The organism is Pelosinus propionicus DSM 13327, assembly GCF_900114615.1.
GTDB lineage: Bacteria > Bacillota > Negativicutes > DSM-13327 > DSM-13327 > Pelosinus > Pelosinus propionicus.
Map to the genome: position 1 here is coordinate 1 of NZ_FOTS01000013.1, position 18,670 is coordinate 18,670.

The 18,670-nt window shown below is 40.5% G+C and carries 14 protein-coding genes, 1 tRNA gene and 1 riboswitch; of the genes, 12 read left to right on the forward strand and 3 right to left on the reverse strand.

Annotation, left to right across the window (positions count from 1 at the left end; translation table 11 throughout):
• The coding region (locus BMZ99_RS08565) for a helix-turn-helix domain-containing protein (RefSeq protein ID WP_090935352.1) at nt 1-265 on the reverse strand (265 nt) is incomplete at its 3' end.
• A gap of 176 nt (nt 266-441) precedes the next feature.
• Nucleotides 442-1,755, reverse strand: coding sequence for a sigma-54 interaction domain-containing protein (locus tag BMZ99_RS08570; protein WP_090935356.1), 1,314 nt, complete (start codon nt 1,753-1,755; stop codon nt 442-444).
• A 235-nt stretch (nt 1,756-1,990) separates the two neighbouring features.
• Nucleotides 1,991-2,173: riboswitch (cobalamin riboswitch) on the reverse strand.
• Nucleotides 2,174-2,588: 415 nt separating this feature from the next.
• Between BMZ99_RS08570 and BMZ99_RS08575 the strand changes: the two genes are divergently transcribed.
• From BMZ99_RS08575 to BMZ99_RS08610, 8 genes are all read left to right on the forward strand, one after another.
• On the forward strand, nt 2,589-3,668 hold the full coding sequence (locus BMZ99_RS08575; RefSeq protein ID WP_090935359.1) for an alanine/ornithine racemase family PLP-dependent enzyme: 1,080 nt from the start codon (nt 2,589-2,591) through the stop codon (nt 3,666-3,668).
• A 374-nt stretch (nt 3,669-4,042) separates the two neighbouring features.
• Nucleotides 4,043-5,086 carry a 2,4-diaminopentanoate dehydrogenase gene (ord, locus tag BMZ99_RS08580; protein WP_090935362.1) on the forward strand — a complete coding sequence of 348 codons (1,044 nt, stop codon included), beginning with the start codon at nt 4,043-4,045 and terminating at the stop codon, nt 5,084-5,086.
• Between the two features lie 198 nt (nt 5,087-5,284).
• The gene (locus tag BMZ99_RS08585; RefSeq protein WP_090935365.1) at nt 5,285-6,721 is read left to right on the forward strand and encodes an amino acid permease; all 1,437 of its coding nucleotides are present in this window, start codon (nt 5,285-5,287) and stop codon (nt 6,719-6,721) included.
• Between the two features lie 32 nt (nt 6,722-6,753).
• A complete protein-coding gene (gene ortA / locus BMZ99_RS08590) occupies nt 6,754-7,065 on the forward strand; it encodes a 2-amino-4-oxopentanoate thiolase subunit OrtA (RefSeq protein ID WP_090935368.1) in 312 nt (103 codons plus the stop codon).
• On the forward strand, nt 7,058-8,473 hold the full coding sequence (ortB, locus tag BMZ99_RS08595) for a 2-amino-4-oxopentanoate thiolase subunit OrtB (RefSeq protein WP_090935371.1): 1,416 nt from the start codon (nt 7,058-7,060) through the stop codon (nt 8,471-8,473). Before ortA ends, ortB begins: the two co-directional genes overlap by 8 nt.
• A 69-nt stretch (nt 8,474-8,542) precedes the next feature.
• Nucleotides 8,543-8,923, forward strand: coding sequence for an ornithine aminomutase subunit alpha (locus BMZ99_RS08600; RefSeq protein ID WP_090935653.1), 381 nt, complete (start codon nt 8,543-8,545; stop codon nt 8,921-8,923).
• Entirely contained in the window at nt 8,907-11,108 is a 2,202-nt protein-coding gene (gene oraE, locus BMZ99_RS08605) for a D-ornithine 4,5-aminomutase subunit OraE (RefSeq protein WP_090935374.1), read from the forward strand. Before BMZ99_RS08600 ends, oraE begins: the two co-directional genes overlap by 17 nt.
• A 5-nt stretch (nt 11,109-11,113) precedes the next feature.
• Nucleotides 11,114-12,469, forward strand: coding sequence for a GlmL-related ornithine degradation protein (locus BMZ99_RS08610; protein WP_090935377.1), 1,356 nt, complete (start codon nt 11,114-11,116; stop codon nt 12,467-12,469).
• 169 nt (nt 12,470-12,638) lie between these two features.
• Here BMZ99_RS08610 and BMZ99_RS08615 read toward each other — a convergent pair whose 3' ends face one another.
• A complete protein-coding gene (locus tag BMZ99_RS08615; protein ID WP_090935380.1) occupies nt 12,639-14,114 on the reverse strand; it encodes a sigma-54 interaction domain-containing protein in 1,476 nt (491 codons plus the stop codon).
• A 238-nt stretch (nt 14,115-14,352) separates the two neighbouring features.
• Here BMZ99_RS08615 and BMZ99_RS08620 point away from each other — a divergent pair.
• From BMZ99_RS08620 to BMZ99_RS08635, 4 genes are all read left to right on the forward strand, one after another.
• A tRNA-Lys gene (locus BMZ99_RS08620) sits at nt 14,353-14,428 on the forward strand.
• 528 nt (nt 14,429-14,956) lie between these two features.
• Nucleotides 14,957-15,727, forward strand: a complete 771-nt coding sequence (locus BMZ99_RS08625; RefSeq protein ID WP_245754882.1) for a 2,3-dihydro-2,3-dihydroxybenzoate dehydrogenase — start codon at nt 14,957-14,959, stop codon at nt 15,725-15,727.
• Between the two features lie 59 nt (nt 15,728-15,786).
• Entirely contained in the window at nt 15,787-17,022 is a 1,236-nt protein-coding gene (dhbC, locus tag BMZ99_RS08630; protein ID WP_090935388.1) for an isochorismate synthase DhbC, read from the forward strand.
• The gene (locus BMZ99_RS08635) at nt 17,019-18,647 is read left to right on the forward strand and encodes a (2,3-dihydroxybenzoyl)adenylate synthase (RefSeq protein ID WP_090935391.1); all 1,629 of its coding nucleotides are present in this window, start codon (nt 17,019-17,021) and stop codon (nt 18,645-18,647) included. The genes dhbC and BMZ99_RS08635 overlap by 4 nt, the downstream gene beginning before the upstream one ends.
• The last annotated feature ends 23 nt before the right edge of the window (nt 18,648-18,670 follow it).

The following is an 18,670-nucleotide window of genomic DNA, read 5'->3' on the forward strand; positions in this document are numbered from 1 at the left end:
AAGACCGATACAAATCCACTTCCCGTTCCAATGCTTTAATGCGCAGCTCCATTTCACGCTGTTTTGTGAATGGTGACGTGCGCGGTCTTCCCCGCTTTTTAGGTATGCAAACTTCCGGTTTCCTGTTATAACGCCGAACCCAATTTTTGATTTGTACCTTTGTGAGCCCCAGTGCATCTGCTATTTCCTGGCGTGTTTTGCCTTGCTCACGCATGGCGATTATCTCTGGTTCCATTATTTTGATGTGCGTATATTCCCTTTTCATGCAATCGCCCCCTGTCGTAGTTTCTATCCTACAACAGGGGGCGTTTTCTCTCAATGTCTATTTCTTGGGATGCGGTCTATACCTGCGGAGGCTTTTTCTTATATAGTCTATTGCTATTGCGGCCAATCGTCTTGCAAAAAGGCAAAATGATGTGAGATGAACATGCTGAAAGACTTTTATTTTAGGTTATACTTTTTTAGCTTGTATTGTAAAAGTTGGCGAGTAAGCCCTAAGTGCTTTGCAGTCTGTGTAACATTGCCATTTAATTGATTGAAGGCAGAGCAAATTAACTCTTTTTCTATTGTATCCCGCTGTTCTATAAATTTTGCTGGTCCAGTACAACTCATACTGACCGTTTGCGTAGATTGTGATAGTGCTAGAAGATTAGATTGAAATAGTGATGATAGGTGGTGCATTTGTATTTCTTGTTCCGAGGTTACAAAATTCATAGCTCCTTCAATTGCATGCTGAAGTTCTCGAATATTTCCAGGCCAGGAATATTGCTGAAAAGCATCTAATATTGCTGCTGAAACTCTTTTTATATCTAATCTCATGCTCAAATTATATTTTTTAATAAAGCGATCAATATAATCTGGAATGTCTTCTTTGTGCTCGCGCAGAGGCGGTATACGAAGACTTACAGTGCCTAGGGTGTAATATAGATCTTCTCTTAATTGTTTCTGTACTATAGCATCAAAAGGATTCACAGTTATTGTGGAAATAATTCGGACATTAATTGCCGTTTCATTCGTTGCTCCTACTCTGCGAATGGAATTTCCTTGGAGAACTCGTAATAATTTTGCCTGTAGATTCATGTTTATCGAGTTAATTTCATCGAGGAGCAAGGTGCCTCCGTGCGCTTGTTCAAAAAAACCCGGTCGGTCGAGCGCATCGGTGAACCCTCCTTTAACAGTTCCAAAAAGCAATTCTTCTAGCAGATGTTCTGGCAGAGCCGCACAGCTTATTGCAACAAATGGACCTTGCTTACAAAGACTTGCATTATGAATGCTTTGTGCAAACAATTCTTTTCCTGTTCCTGTTTCACCATATAGTAGTATATTTGATGAGGTTCGTGCCGCTCGATGTGCTTGCAGCTTCACAGTTTTTAATGCATCAGATTTTCCAATGATATCAGAAAAAGTATATCGGGTGCTAAAAGGTCGTGTCTTTTTTAGAAAAGACTTTTGGGCAGAAGGGTTTTGCTGAAAGTCAGTAATCTTTTTAGCAATTTCTAAAGCTTTAAGCAATACCGTGTTAGAATGCATAGTATTTAATTGCTTTTTATCTAAAATAGTGTTGACATTTTCAATTTCCAATTGAGTCATCATCGTATGAAACAAAATAGCTGCCTCAAGTTTATCAATTACTTGCATACCTATATCTAAGTTATATAAGAAAGTTTCATATAAAATTAACTTTTGCTCAGCGATTGCCAATTGTTCCTTTAGTTTGCGCTCTCGTTCCATTATATTTTCTTCCGATTTTATCATTATTTTACCTCCATATCAAAGTGTAGGTTTCTGCCAAACCAAGAGGGTTATAATTGAGCACCGGCTTTGGCATGCATGTTGCTTTACAAAAGATACCTCCCAGCTATAAAACTGGGAGGCATCTTTTTATAAAGTAACATGCATAACAATATAAATCCCGGCGCAAAAAACGCCGAGATAAAAGTACAGTTTGGCACATGTGTACTTAATCCCCTCCCCATCGCTCGTGGGTCAAATGGTGACTGTCAAATAGGCAGTTCTCCTGGCTTTGGTTCATTGCTTACTCAAACCTTCCCAAGAACTTAGTCTCAGTGGTATTTCATTGAGGTTGCTCCCCATTACAGTGGCGGGACCGCGTCGGTATCACACCGATCTTCCCTATTAAGCCCTTGCGGGCACCTATTTCTATAGTATTTAATTTTACGGTTGAAGATACTCTAATTCGAAACCATCATAACATTGTATATGAAAGAATGTCAAATCAATCGATAATTGGGATATTAAAGCGCTAGAAGTGCTATTAGGACATTCATTAACACAAAGCACAAATTATGTAACTGAGTTCTGGTTGTAAAGAGTAACATTGCGGTTTCTTTTATTTTAGCCAAACCTTAAGATTGATTTTTTTGCAGTAATATCTTGAAATCATGAGGCTGATAAGGTCAATGCAGAAATTTGAAGGTTACTTGCATTGGCATCATTATTGCATTACAAGAAGGTAAGGAGGGCAATAGACGGCCAGTTTGGCAAACTATTAAATATAGACAATGCAAGGCTTACTATATTGGTGTTGCTAGAATATTGCAATCTATAAAGAGGTGGAGGTAGGTACTATGGGATATCCTTTCATTGAAATTGATCTTGAGAAAATTACTGCTAATGCTCATTTGCTCGTTAATATGTGTAATGCTCATAATATACAGATTGTTGGTGTGGCTAAGGCTGTATGTGCTGATATTGATGTAGCTAAAGCGATGTTAGCTGGTGGAGTGCCGATGCTAGGAGATTCACGAGTCCAAAATCTTCGAAGACTTCGAATGGCTGGCATTGATGTTCCATTACTACTGCTAAGGATTCCAATGCCGAGTGAAGTGGATGAAGTAGTGCAAATTGCTAACTGTAGTTTAGTTTCTGAGCTTTCAACAATTCGTCAGCTAAGTCAGGCTGCTATCAAGGTTGGAGTGATTCATGACGTAATCCTAATGGTGGACATGGGAGATTTAAGAGAAGGAATTATGCCGCAAAAGATTTTGCCTTTAGTTCAGCAGATTCTTTTGTTATCAGGAGTACGTTTGCAAGGACTTGGCGCAAATTTTGCTTGTTATTCAGGAAAAATTCCTACATCGGGGATTCTTAAGAGACTTGTTGCGTTAACTCAGCAAGTTCGAGATGTATTTGCTTTGGCATTACCCATTATTTCTGGTGGTAATTCTGCTGCCATTGACTTGCTAATGACTAGTGGCATACCAGCAGGAATTACTCAATTGCGAATTGGCGAAGGTATTTTGCTTGGACGAGAGACCCTAAAACGGAATCCTATTCCGGGGGCTTACCAGAATCCCTTAATTCTGCATACTGAGATTGTCGAGGTACAGGAGAAACCTTCCGTGCCGTCAGGAGAAATAGCCCAAGATGCTTTTGGGAATATACCGGTTTTTATTGACCGAGGTATCCGCAAACGAGCGATTGCAGCCATAGGCCGACAAGATGTGGAAATCGATCATTTAACGCCAATAGTACCAGGAATTGATATTCTAGGCGGCAGCAGTGATCATTTGATTCTTGATGTCAGTGATGCTGCAGAAGATATTGCTGTTGGTAGTGAAGTTTGTTTTTATTTGCAGTATGGAGCTTTAGCTCATGCTATGGTTTCGCCCTATGTATCTCGTGTTTATAAAACGCGAAATTTTTGAGATGCATGCTGCTGGAAGAGTTGAAGAATTTGCAAAAAAATTTCTCTGTTTTACTGTGGGCAAAACTGGTACGCTAAAATGCCGCAAATAAATTTGCTTATGCATATAGCAAGGTATTTGCCTATAATTTATCGAATATGGGAATTTATATTTATAGAAGGTGCAAATTTTTTTGCAGCAATGATTAAACAAGATGTTTTTATTCATGAGATTTATACATCCTAAGATCAATAAAAATATCTGATTATTGAGAAAATAGGTGTGGCAAGAGCACTTATTTATAGTATTAGTTTAAATTGGCATGATTGTTGCAATATGCAAGTAATAAGCAAGTTGATATATGTGCTTGCAACAATTGAAGGAGGTTTACTGATATGGAAACAGTAAAAGTAATTTTATGGGGATTAGGTGCGATGGGAAGTGGCATGGCAAAAGATATTGTAGAGAATAAGAAAGGAATTGAAATTGTAGGTGCCATTGGACAAAATCCGCAGAAAATTGGAAAAGATTTAGGAGAGGTTTTAGGACTTAATAAAAAATTAGGAATAACTATATCAAAAAATCCTGCAGAAATATTACATAGTACGAAGGCGGATGTGGTATTGCATTCTACCCAGTCCTTTACAAAAGATGTATTTCCTGAGATTAAGCTGATTGTAGAATCTGGTAAAAACGTTATTACGATTGCCGAAGAGATGTCAGCTCCGCAAGTGGAAACTCCTGACTTGGCAAACGAGATGGACGCACTTGCCAAAAAGCATAATGTGACTATTTTGGGTACTGGCGTGAATCCAGGATTTGTACTAGATACATTGATTTTAACGTTAACAGGTGCCTGCCAGGTTATCAGTAAAATTTGGGCAGCTAGAATAAATGACCTCTCGCCATTTGGACCGACAGTAATGAAGACGCAAGGGGTTGGAACCACGGTGGAAGAGTTTCATAAAGGTGTAGAGAATGGCACCATTGTAGGACATATTGGTTTTCAGCAGTCCATTTATTTAATCGCAAAATCTCTTGGCTGGGAGCTGGATAAAGTAGTAGAAAGCCGTGAACCTATTATTACTAAGGTTTATCGTGAAACACCTCATGTTCAGGTCCAGCCTGGCATGGTTGCTGGTTGCCGCCATGTTGCACGCGGCTTTTATAATGATCAAGAAATTATTACGCTAGAGCATCCACAACAAATTCATCCGGAGTTAGAAGGGATAAAAACCGGGGACTATATTACAATCGAAGGTACACCGACAATCAAATTTGCTGATGAACAGGAAATCCCTGGTGGAATTGGCACAATGGCTACCGCTGTGAATATGATTCCACAAGTAATTAATGCTAAGACGGGCTTGTTAACTATGCCGGAATTGCCTGTAATTACCGCTTTAATGGGTGATGTACGTAAATTGGTGAAAAGGTAGAATAATAGGGATGTAATTTACATCCCCCCATAATAGACAATACCCCTAACTGAGAATATGATTCAGAACTGCCTTTTTGGGTTTCCTGATGAATTAGGATTGTTGCTTTTAAGTAAGAGTGCAAAGGGAAAAATGTACAAATGAAGGAGGATAGTAGGCAGAGTGTAATCACTGGAAAATAAACAAGGGGGACTAATAATGAATGAAAATTTTAATGGGAAAATTGAGCAGGCTATAGCGCAGCAATCAGGTTTGGATCGGGGGATGAAAAGTCGACACTTATTTATGATTACGCTAGGGGGCGTTATTGGAACCGGATTATTTTTAGCTTCTGGATCCACCATAAATCAAGCTGGACCCATTGGTAGTGTAATAGCCTATATAATAGGTGGATTCATCATGTATATGGTTATGATGTGTTTGGGAGAACTCTCTGTGGCAATGCCTGTATCCGGTGCATTTCAAACTTATGCGAGCATGTTTATTTCGCCTTCCATTGGCTACTTATTAGGCTGGCTATTTTGGTTAAACGGGGCAACAACAATTGGAATTGATCTCGTGGCAGCAGGCATGCTGCTAAATAATTTGACAGGAGTTTCAGAATGGATTTGGGTACTCATATTTGGTGGTGTATTATTTGCTTTGAATTCTTTGCGGGTAGGTGTTTTTGGTGAATCAGAATTTTGGTTTGCTGGTATAAAGGTAGCAGCTATCGTTGCTTGCATTATAGTAGGTGGCTTGTCAATGATGGGTTATCTTGGGGGGCATGAACCAATTGGCTTTAATAATTATTTTACAGATGGAATGTTTCCTAATGGCGTAGGTGCAATTTTAATAGCTATGCTTACGGTTGCGTTTGCTTTTAATGGAACAGAAATTATTGGGATTGCTGCTGGCGAAAGCCAAAATCCAGAAGAAACGATTCCCAAAGCAGTAAATGCTACTGCATTTAGAACTTTATTATTTTATGTTTTATCGATGATTGTTGTTGCAGCTATCGTTCCATGGAGAGAAGCTGGAGTAAAAGAAAGCATTTTTGCTGAAGTTTTTCAATATGCAGGCATTCCTGGTGCATACACGATTATGACATTAGTGGTTATTACCTCGGCACTTTCTTGTGGGAATTCATGGGCCTATAGTGCCACTCGTATTTTGTGGGCAATGTCTAAGGATGGTATGGCGCCGTCTGCTTTAAGTAAATTAAACAGTCATCAGGTCCCTATGAATGCATTGATTTTGACCATGGCTGTTTCGGGTATATCCTTGTTATGCAGTGTAATTGCCGCAGATACAGTATACCTTTGGTTGATTTCGATTTGCGGGTTAGCAGGTGTGCTAGGATGGATGGGGATTTGTGCTTCCCAATATTGCTTCCGCAAGCAGCTTGTTGATAATGGAGGAAATGCAGAGAGCTTGAAGTATAAAGTTCCTTTGTTCCCTCTAGTTCCAGCTTTAGGTTTTTTCCTCAATGCCCTTATTGTAATCGGATTATGGTTTGATGATAATCAGCGTATAGCCATTTATGCTAGTGTACCGTTTATTGTCGTTGTTATGATCTATTATTACAAGGTTGTTTCACCGCGTAGGAGAGTGATTCAGATGGAAAAAATGGAACGTACAGATAAACATGCATAATTTCTGAATATTCACAAAAAGGTGGAGATACCATGTCGCAAGCACAGAAAGGTGATTGGGTGCAGATCTATCAAATCATTTTACCGGCTGGAAAACGTGCACCACAAGTTCCAGCAGAAACTGCGAGTGTTCCTTTGGAGATGTGGGTGAAAGGCTTTTTAGAGGAAGAGCAAGCGCAAGTGGGTACGGATGTAACTATTTGTTCACTGGCTGGTCGCTTATTACGGGGACGGTTAATCGCTAAAAATCCTCATTATGAGGTTAACTATGGTTTTCCTCAACCTGAATTGTTGACAATTGGTGCTGAATTAAAGGCGATTTTGGAGGGGAATATAGATGAGTAATACTAGCTATCAAGCGGTAATCGCTCGGAAGCCGGAAATAATCAGAAAAGCAACGAATATTGATTATGCTGCCTTTGAAAGTGGTGGGATTGGTTTTGATTATGAGCGCATGATGAGCCAGGTGGCTTATAGCTTAGACAAAATTCATCAAATTCAGAAGGAAACCGGAGTTGGTAATACGCCATTACTAGAACTGAAGAATATTACTGCTTTGGCTAGACAGCTAGCTGGCCCAGGAAAGGGTGCTAGGATTTTTATCAAAGATGAAGCTTGCAATCCATCCGGCAGCTTTAAAGCACGGCGGGCTTCAGTATCTGTTTATCATGCTAAGCAGCATGGATACAAAGGCGTTGTTGCGGCAACTAGTGGGAATTTTGGTGCGGCAATTGCTTCCCAAGCTGCAATGCGCGGTTTAAAAAGTATTATTGTTCAAGAAGTTTATGACAGCCGTGGCATTGGTCAGCCAGAAATACTGGAGAAAACGCGAGCCTGTGAAGCATATGGTGCTGAGGTCATTCAACTAACTGTTGGTCCGGAACTTTTCTATCAATTTCTTCTTGTTCTGGAACAAACAGGATATTTCAACGCCTCGCTATATACTCCATTTAGTATTTGTGGAATTGAAACATTAGGAACAGAAATAGCAGAGCAAGTGTTAGCGGCGACAGGCCGCAAGCCAGATGCTGTTGTTGTAACTCATGCTGGCGGCGGGAATGTAACTGGTACAGCACGAGGCTTGCAGCGGGCTGGATGTGATAATACCCAAATTATTGCCGCTAGCGTTGATTTGAAAGGTCTTCATATGGCCAGTGATATTGATTTTAACCGAAAATCTTTTACTACAGGACATACTGGCTTTGGTATGCCGTTTGCGACTTCTCCTGATCGTGCGGATGTACCGCGGAATGCAGCACGGCCATTGCGCTATATGGATCGCTATGTAACGATCACGCAAGGAGAAGTCTTTTATGTAACTGAAATGTTAGCTGTGTTAGAAGGTTTGGAGCGTGGACCAGCTGGTAATACATCACTGACCGCTGCTTTTGCGCTGGCTCAGCACATGGGACGTGATGAGGTTATTGTTGTACAAGAAACAGAATATACGGGCGCAGGGAAGCATCCATCTCCACAGCTTACCTTCGCGAAAAAGAATGGAATTGAAGTGCGTCGTGGTAATCCGCTGGAGAATGTACCAGGAAAAGCAATCATTATTCCGGAGTGTCCTGGGCAAATCAATATCAAAGACATAAAATTGGACAGCGTACGTCAATCGTATCTTCGTAATGCACTTGGAAGTATCGATATTAGAGTATTGCGTCCACAGGATATTGAATTTCTGGCAGCTGAAACTAGGCTCGAAGCAGCGAGCGTTGAGAGAAAAGTTAGTGAGATACAAGCCGGTCGGTGAAGTTAGAAAATCAATTCGTTAGTCACAATTTTGCTCAGGGGGGTGAACCCAGATATTTCTGGGATTTATATGCACAGAGATGATGATTATTTACAGCGAAGAGCTCATTTGGCACCTTTGACAGAGGAAGAATTAAAGGAACGATTTTGGGGATTGGCCAAACAACTAGTTGAGCCGTTGGTTGAACTGGCACATACTCATACTTCGCCGTCAGTGGAGCGTTCGGTATTGTTACGCATGGGATTTTCTAGTATAGAAGCCAAAGAAATTGTCCAGCATTGTGAGGAACAAGGACTTTTGGGCAAGGGGGCGGGACATGCAGTATGGCGGTTAGCTGCATTAGATCAAATAGACTACCGTGAAGCTGGCTTGCAGTTAGGTAAAGGTCAAGGTTGGGAGAAATTAGTGAAGTTTTGGGCAAAGGGGGAGCAAAATGATATTGAAGCATGAAGATAAGATTTCGTTGGAAGCAATATTAACCGATTTACAGATATATCGTCCCAAGCGTAAAGGTTGGTCATGGCGCAAACCTCATGTAACTGGGAAAATCGGACCTTTTACCTATAAGCAGGCAGCGGAATCTCTCCAAGCTTCGGGAGGATTACCTGCATCCAAATATTTCAATAATATTGATCCTCAACCTGATTGTGTTATCACTACTGAAATAGCCTCAGGAAGATTTGAGGATGATATCCGCCGTATGCGTATGGCAGCTTGGCACGGTGCAGATCATCTTATGGTTATTCGTACTGCAGGACAAAGCCATTTTGATGGCTTAATTGAAGGTACTCCTGAAGGTGTGGGTGGTGTGCCGATTACGCGCAAACAGCTTCGCGCTACCCGAAAAGCATTAGACTATATTGAAGAAGAAGTCGGTCGTCCGATTAATTTCCACTCATATGTAAGTGGTGTAGCAGGACCAGAAGTTGCCGTTCTGTTTTCCGAAGAAGGTGTGAATGGAGCGCACCAAGACCCGCAATATAATGTATTGTACCGCAATATCAATATGTACCGCTCCTTTGTTGATGCTGCTGTTGCCAAGAAAATGATGGCAACAAGTGGGATGGCTCAAATTGATGGCGCGCACAATGCGAATGCTACTGCACGTGAAGCGTGGAAAGTAATGCCGGAATTAATGGTGCAGCATGCTATCAATTGTCAATATTCTGTAATGGTAGGGATGCCCAAGGATAAGATTTGCTTGTCTACCGTGCCGCCAACTGCACCGCCAGCTCCGTGTATTAGCTTGGATTTACCCTACTCTGTAGCATTGCGCCAATTATTTAAAGGTTATAGATTTCGTGCACAAATGAATACTAAGTATATGGAATCCTGCACACGGGAAGTTACAACTACACATGTGCTGAATACATTGCTGTCAAGATTAACTAGTGCCGATATTCAAAGTACAATTACACCAGATGAGGGGCGTAATGTTCCTTGGCATTATAATAATATCCATGGAGTAAATACTGCGAAACAAGCACTGCTTGGTCTAGATGGTATTATGGATTATGTTACTCTAAACTTTGACGGACCTCTGGGTGAAAAAGTTCGAGAATTAAAAGAACGGGCTTGTTTATTCATGGAAGAAATTATGGCATCCGGCGGTTATTTTACAGCAGTAAGCAAAGGATTCTTCGTGGATTCAGGTTTTTATCCAGAACGAAGTGGCGATGGTATCGCAAGGCAAATGAATGGCGGCGTTGGAGCAGGCACCATAGTTCCCCGAGATAAAGACTATATGGCGCCAGTCTGTGATCACTTTGGTTATAATACGCTGCCAGCAGATTGTAATGTTACCGAACTATGTGATTTGATTGACGGTTGTACCTTATGTCATCCGGAAAAAATTCAGTGGATTGATGAACTGGATCCAGAGGATAATGTATATAAGCGGTTGGTCCAGAATGAGCCAGAACGTAAAGAAGGATTATTACGCCCAGAAGTACAGTGGCATGGGGACGGCATCGTTTGTATGACCATGTTCTTGCCTGCGGCGGAACGTGTGGCAGAATTTGCTGCAAAGGATATTGCCCAACGATTAGGCTTAGAGGATGTTGAAGTTATTCATAAACAAGCCATGCATCCCTCTGAGGGAGCATTAATTGAAATAAAAGGTAAGGTACCATTTGGTATCGATCCGACTCAATTAGTGATTCCGCCATTGGTTGAACCTCTAAGTGAAGAGGATATAAGAAATTATGTTAGTGAGAATAAGTTGAAAATCGTGGCAGCCACAGTAGGGGAAGATGAACATTCTGTAGGTCTGAAGGAAATACTTGATATTAAGCATGGTGGGATTGAGAAGTTTGGAATTGAATGTAATTATTTAGGGACATCCGTATCGGTAGAAAAATTGGCAGATGCGGCGGTGGAAATTGGCGCAGATGCTATTTTGGCGAGTGCAATTATTTCCCATTCGGATATTCATCGCATCAACATGCGACGACTACATCAATATTGCCAGGAAAAAGGCATTCGCCAAGATCTGATTATTGTTTGTGGTGGAACCCAAATTACAAATGAAATTGCCAAAGAAGAAGGTATGGATGCTGGTTTTGGCCGTGGTACAAAAGGCGTTCATGTAGCTAGCTTTTTAGTCGATCAACATCGGGCAAACAAGAAAGGGTGAATTGGATGAAAACTGTTGATATGTTGATTGCCGAAATAGGCAGCACAACAACTGTTGTAAATGCCTTTCATAGTATTGATACAGATGCGCCGATTTTTGTTGGGCAGGGTCAGGCAGCTACGACTGCATTGACGGGTGATGTTACGATTGGGTTATATCAGGCAATTGCTTGTTTGGAAAAAAGGCTTGGGATGGAGCTTGCTTGGCAGGAGATGGTGGCCTCCAGTAGTGCTGCCGGTGGGCTTAGAATGACGGTGCATGGTCTAGTTTATGATATGACAGTGAAAGCGGCGCAGGAAGCGGCTCTGGGAGCTGGTGCAAACATTTATTGGGTTACAGCTGGCGTACTGAGTGATGCTGATTTCGACAACATTGAACGTACTAAACCGAATATTATCCTATTGGCTGGTGGAGTCGATTATGGTGAAAAAGCGACAGTCATTGCGAATGCCAGGCGTTTGAGTCATCTGACTTGTCCAATACCGATTATCTATGCTGGTAATAGGGCAGTTAGCGATGAAGTGCGGCAGATATTGGCTACAGGCGGTATATCAGTGACGATAGTCGAGAATGTTTATCCTCGGATTGATCAGTTGAATATTGAACCAACCCGACGGGAAATTCACGATGTGTTTGAAAAACACATCGTCGAAGCACCCGGTATGCAAAAAATTAGGCAATTGGTGAATGGGAGCATCATTCCAACACCAGGAGCTGTGATGAAGGCTGCTCAATTGCTGCGCGAAAGTATCGGGGATTTAATGGTCTTAGATGTGGGTGGAGCAACGACTGATGTTCATTCTGTAGCAGAAGGGAATCCGGAAATCACAGCCATGCAGGTTGGTCCGGAGCCATTTGCCAAACGCACGGTAGAAGGCGATCTGGGAGTCTACGTAAATGCTGATAATGTACTGGCACTTTCTGACGTTAATAAGCTTTGTAAAGAGCTAGATTGCACATCTCAAGAATTGACTGCTTTACGTACACCATTGCCGGCTACTGATAAAGAAAAAAGATTTGCAGTCTATTTGACGGATATGGCTGTACAGACAGCCGTAAATCGGCATGTTGGTAATATTGAGCATATTTATGGTCCAACCGGAAGGTTAACAATTGCTAGAGGTAAAGATTTAACTGGAATCAAATGGATCATTGGCACGGGTGGGGCATTGACTCGTTTGCCGGTAGGGCTGGATATTTTGTTAAATCTTAACGCATCGCCTAGTAGTAATTTGCTGCTGCCACGGCAGGGGCAAGCTCTCCTTGACCGAGATTATATTATGGCATCCGCTGGAATGTTAGCTCAGAAATATCCTCAGGCTGCTTTAGGAATATTGCGGAAAAGCTTATTTGATAATTAAAACAAATTGATATGTAAATAAAGTCCGTTCTCTTTTGTTACAATAATTTTGCAATTTATATAACAAAAAAAGAATGGACTTTTTACATTAAATATTATTGCTGCGGCCAGCTTTTTGCTAGTAAAGAACAAAAATATTAATGCAGAGCATCAACAGATAAGAAAAGTATTTATTTTAGGTTATATTTTTTTAGTTTGTATTGTAAAAGCTGGCGAGTAAGTCCTAGGGACTTTGCCGCCCATGTAATATTGCCGTTTGACTTCTTGAACGCGGCGCATATTAGTTCTTTTTCGATGGTGTCCCGATGTTCTATTAACGTTGTGGGTTCGGTACAATTTATATTGGCTGCCTGTGAGGATTTTGATGTCGTTAGTAGACTAGACAAGAATAATGCCGGTAGGTGGTGCATTTCTATTTCGCTTTCTGTCAATATAAGGTTCATAGCTCCTTCAATTGCATGCTGAAGTTCTCGTATATTGCCTGACCATGAATGTTGATAAAAAGCATCTAATACTGTAGCTGAGACTTTCTTTACATCCAATCCCATAATCGGATTATACTTTTCAATAAAATGATTAATGTAAATTGGAATGTCTTCCTTGTGTTCGCGCAGAGGAGGGATGTGAAGGGCTACAGTACCAAGACGATAATATAGATCTTCCCGTAATTGTTTTTGGGCTATTGCATCAAAGGGGTTCACATTTATTGCGGAAATAACTCGAATATCAACAGCTATTTCATTTGTTGCTCCCACTCTGCGAATAGAGTGTTCTTGGAGTACTCGCAATAATTTTGCCTGTAGATTAATGTTCATGGAGTTAATTTCATCGAGAAATAAAGTTCCACCTTGAGCTTGTTCAAAAAAGCCTGGTCGGTCAAGGGCACCGGTGAACCCTCCTTTAGCAGTTCCGAAAAGTAATCCTTCCAGCAGATGCTCCGGGAGAGCCGCGCAGTTTATTGCAACAAATGGACTGTGTCTGCGGAGGCTGGCATTATGAATGCTTTGTGCAAAGAGTTCTTTTCCTGTTCCTGTTTCACCATACAATAATATATTTGATGAGGATCGCGCTGCGCGATTTGCTTGTAACTTCACTGTTCTTAATGTATCAGAGTTTCCAATGATGTCAGAAAAGGTATAGCGGGTGCTAAAAGGGTGTGTTATATTCAGCGCATTCTTCTGGACAGATAGATTTTGCTGTAAGTCAATGAGCTTTTCGGCGAGCATCTGAATAAAGGTAATATCTTTGGCGATTTCAAGAGCTCCAAACAATTCATTGTTAAAATATATCGGAGTAGTACTATTTACTGTGATAACTCTTTTATTTTGAGCAGTAATATACGTTTGCCGCCGGTCATTTAAAGGGCGTCCCAATTTTAATGCGGTAATGAGTGTACTGTTCTCTGCTTGCAGATAAGGCATTGTGCTTAACAATTTTTTGCCGAGTATATTGTTGACGTCCTCGCCTTCTAATTTTGCCATCATCGTATTATATACAATTGTTGTCTCATGCTTATCAATTACCTGAATACCTACATCCAAACTATTTAAAATTGTTTCATATAATAATAATTTTTGTTCAACTTTTGTCAGCTGTTCTCTTAGTTTATGTTCCTGATTCATTACTATTTCGTTGAGCTTAGTCATAGTTTTCTCCCCCATACAAGAGATAATATTTTCAATATTCTGCATTTTGTAAAAAATTCCTATCTCTACAGGCATTGGCAATAAAATTTATATTTTGTATATTTCTTTATGTTACAATAATATAAAAAATCAGGTGAAGTTTGAATTCAACTTGATTTTATAGTGTGATAGGTGATTAAATAATAGTTGACAATTAGAACATTATAGTATATCATATAAATGTTCCTGAAATTAATATGACTCACTAGCTCAACTGGCAGAGCAACTGACTCTTAATCAGTAGGTTCGGGGTTCGATTCCCCGGTGTGTCACCAGTAAATTCAAGGGTTTGCATCTGCAAACCCTTTTTTATATTTACAGAGTCTTCTTTTGTCTTAGTATTTTAAAAATTACTGTCAACAGATACAAACACGAATAATTGAATATAGATAAATAAATCGCAGGCTTTTTTGCCTGCGATTTTGCTTTTTAATGGAGACTGTATAATCGCTAATTTATGCAGTCAACTAGACCGTGCCCCTATTCTCCACAGAATTTTATTTAGAAAACAGCATTGAAAAAAATACATTAATATTTGGAAATATATCCATTTACTGGTATTTTACGAATTGATATTATAATGATATTGATAATTATTATCAATATCATTATTTGCAGGATGGATTGATAATGGAAGGTAAAGGGGGCTGTTACTGTAACTGTATGAGAGCTATGTTTATTTTAATAGTAAATAATCTTAATTACTATTACCAGTAAATCAATTATGTTTTTGAGGATCATGCTGATCTTAGTTTGTCCATCAATGTTTAAAGAAAGGAAATGATAAGATGAACTATTTAAAAATGAAAGGGAAGATTGCGCTTGTTACAGGAGGTGCCCAAGGCATTGGGGAGTCTGTCGTTCGGGCATTAATTGCATCCGGTGCAGTTGTTGCTATATTAGATCATAATGCAGCAAAACTTGATAGTCTTGTAAAAGAATTGAAGCTGCAAGGATGCAATGTAACGGCGTTTCCTGTAGATATCAGTAATAGTAAAGCTGTTAATACAGTTGTAGATTTGATTGAAGATGATATTGGTCCGATTGATATTTTAGTCAATGTTGCTGGTGTGTTATGTATGGAGCGAATTAGTTCACTTAGTGATCAGGATTGGGAGAAGACTTTTGCCGTCAACTCAACAGGGGCCTTTAATGTATCTCGTTCTGTGAGTAAGTACATGATTCCTCGAAAGAATGGATCAATTGTAACTATTGGGTCAAATGCCACAAGAGTTCCTCGAATAGCAATGGCAGCTTATGCGGCTTCCAAGGCTGCTGCCACCATGTTTACTAAATGTTTAGGCTTAGAGCTGGCTCAGTATAATATTCGCTGCAATATCGTTTCACCTGGGTCTACAGATACTGAAATGCAATGGTCTCTGTGGAAAGATGAGAATGGAGCACGAGCTGTTATTGAAGGTTCTCCTGAAGTATTTAAAATAGGTATCCCTCTAAATAAAATAGCAATACCTTCTGATATAGCAGATGCTGTTCTCTTTTTAGCTTCTGAGCGGGCCAATCATATTACAATGATTGACTTGTGTGTGGATGGCGGAGCTACTTTAGGAGTCTAAAATGCCTTTATCAATTGTTTTGAATACAGAGATTTAGTTAATAAAGGAGGCCATAAAAAATGAAACATCAGAGTAATTCTGCAGTATTAGAAAAACAGCTTTTAAACGATTATCAAGTGGGTGATTTTTTCTTTGCTTCACCAAAGAGAACGCTTTTGGGAAAAGGTTCTTTTGCTGTGATTCCAAGTGACCTCAAAAAAGAGAATCAATTAGAAGGCCTTACAGAACGTGTTTTGTCTGCATTAGAAAATGCTAAAGAGCATGGTTACAGCAATCCAGTAGTTGTAGGAGCAGTACCATTTGATTATAAAAAGAATGTTCAATTGATTGTACCTGAAACGATGGAGGTATCAACTCTATCGCAATTTGATTCTGTTAATCCATTACAATCGTCGATGGCATCTACATATCAAATTCAATCTGTACCGGAACCTGCTCAATATAAAGAAGGGGTAGGAAAAGGAATTCATTATATAAAAAATGGCCACCTTAGTAAAATTGTGCTATCAAGGTCTTTGCATCTTACTTCATCGACGACAGTAAATATCCATCAGTTACTTTATAATCTAGCGCAGCACAATACGTCTGGTTATACTTTCTCCGTTGATTTGCCTAAGACGATAGTAGATAAATCTGGCTTAACTGTTTCTTTCTCAACGGGCAGAACATTAGTAGGAGCCAGCCCTGAGCTGCTTGTTACAAAAACAGGATTAGATTTGATGGCTAATCCATTGGCAGGTTCTAGACCTCGCAGTGAAGATCCTGCAGAAGATCAGCGATTAGCTGCAGAACTGCTTTCATCTACTAAGGATTTACATGAACATCAGGTTGTTGTTAATGCAGTTGCTGCTGCCCTTAGACCGTATTGTCTTACATTGAATGTGCCGGACAAGCCTTCATTAATGCATACAGAGACAATGTGGCATCTTTCAACAGTGATAAAAGGGGAGCTTGCAAATCCTTCAACTTCTTCTTTAGAGCTGGCAATCGCTCTTCATCCGACTCCTGCTGTTTGTGGATCTCCCACAACGCTGGCGAGAGAGGCAATTGGAGAAATTGAACCATTTGACCGAGGATTTTTCGCCGGAATGGTTGGCTGGTGCGATGCAAATGGTGATGGTGAATGGGCAGTCACGATTCGCTGCGCAGAGGTAGAGGCAAGTTCCCTTCGGTTATTCGCAGGAGCTGGAGTGGTTGCCGAGTCAACCCCGGAAGAAGAGTTGGCAGAAACGTCAGCAAAGTTTCGTACCATGCTGTTTGCTATGGGACTAAGTAAGGATGTGATGTATAAATGATGCGAACTAAATACCCTTCCTGGCCTAAAGAATTTGCTGATTTTTACAGGAAGGAGAACTGCTGGCGCGGAGAAACATTTGGTACAATGCTGCGTGAACGTGCTAAGCGCCAAGGCGAGCGCATTGCTGTTACAAGTGGAGAATTAAGTCTCAGTTACGCAGCATTAGACAATGAGGCTGACCGTTTAGCTGCTGGATTTCACGTGTTAGGCATAAAGAAGGGCGATCGTGTGGTGCTTCATCTTCCTAATGTCATTGAGTTTTTTACAGTTATTTTTGCATTATTCAGGTTGGGAGCATTGCCTGTCTTTGCTCTCCCTTCACACCGAAGCAGTGAAATTAACTATTTTTGTGAGTTTACTGAAGCCGTTGCCTATATTATCCCAGATACTTATGCTGATTTTGACTATCGTACACTTGCAAGGGAGGTTAAAAATAGAGTTTCGACTTTACAGCGTGTAATTGTAACAGGTGATTCTGAGGAGTTTATATCTTTGGCAGATCTGTGTGCAGATACCTTTGTAGAATTACCAGAAGTAAGTTCCGAGGATGTTGCCTTTCTTCAATTGTCTGGTGGAAGTACTGGATTATCCAAGTTAATTCCCCGAACACATGATGACTATATATACAGCTTGAGAGTCAGTGATGAGATTTGCCAGATGGATCAAAATAGTGTATATCTTGCAGTTCTTCCTGTTGCTCATAACTATCCCCTTAGTTCACCTGGTGCACTTGGTACGTTGTATGCAGGCGGTAGGGTTGTTCTTGCAGCTGGGGCTAGTCCCGATGAAGCATTTCCCCTTATTGAGCGAGAAAGAATTACGATTACTGCACTTGTACCGCCACTTGCTTTAGTATGGCTTGAAGCTGTATCCTCACGCCATTATGACTTTTCTAGTCTTAAAGTACTGCAAGTTGGTGGAGCTAAATTCAGTGAGGAAGCGGCGCGAAGAGTAAAACCGGCATTTGGTTGTATACTGCAGCAAGTGTTTGGCATGGCTGAAGGGTTAGTTAATTATACAAGATTAGATGATTCTGAAGAAACGATTGTAAGTACACAAGGAAGACCTATGTCAAAGTACGATGAAATTCGGGTAGTGGATGAAGACGATGTTGACGTGGAGCCAGGCAGTGTTGGCTTGCTATTAACAAGAGGACCTTATACTATTCGCGGGTATTATAAAGCTGAAGAGCATAATACTAAGGCTTTTACTGCCGATGGCTTTTATCGTACGGGGGATTTAGTTAAAGTGGATGAGTCTGGTAATATCGTCGTGGAAGGCCGCGATAAAGATCAAATCAATCGTGGTGGTGAAAAAGTGGCAGCAGAAGAGGTTGAGAATCATCTTCTTGCTCATGAGGCTGTACTTGATGCAGCAATTGTTTCAATGCCTGATGAATTTCTTGGGGAAAGGTCATGTGCTTTTGTGATAACCCGCCACCAAACTCCAACTGTGAGTGAACTTAAAAGATTTTTGAAAGAACGTGGGATTGCTGCTTTTAAAATTCCTGACCGGATTGAATTTATACATTCATTTCCCTATACTCCATTAGGAAAAGTAAGTAAGAAAAAGTTGCGTCAGATGATTGCTGAGAAACTGATAGTCCGTGCTGCTGCAAATTAATATAAGTATAAAAATAAAGGAGT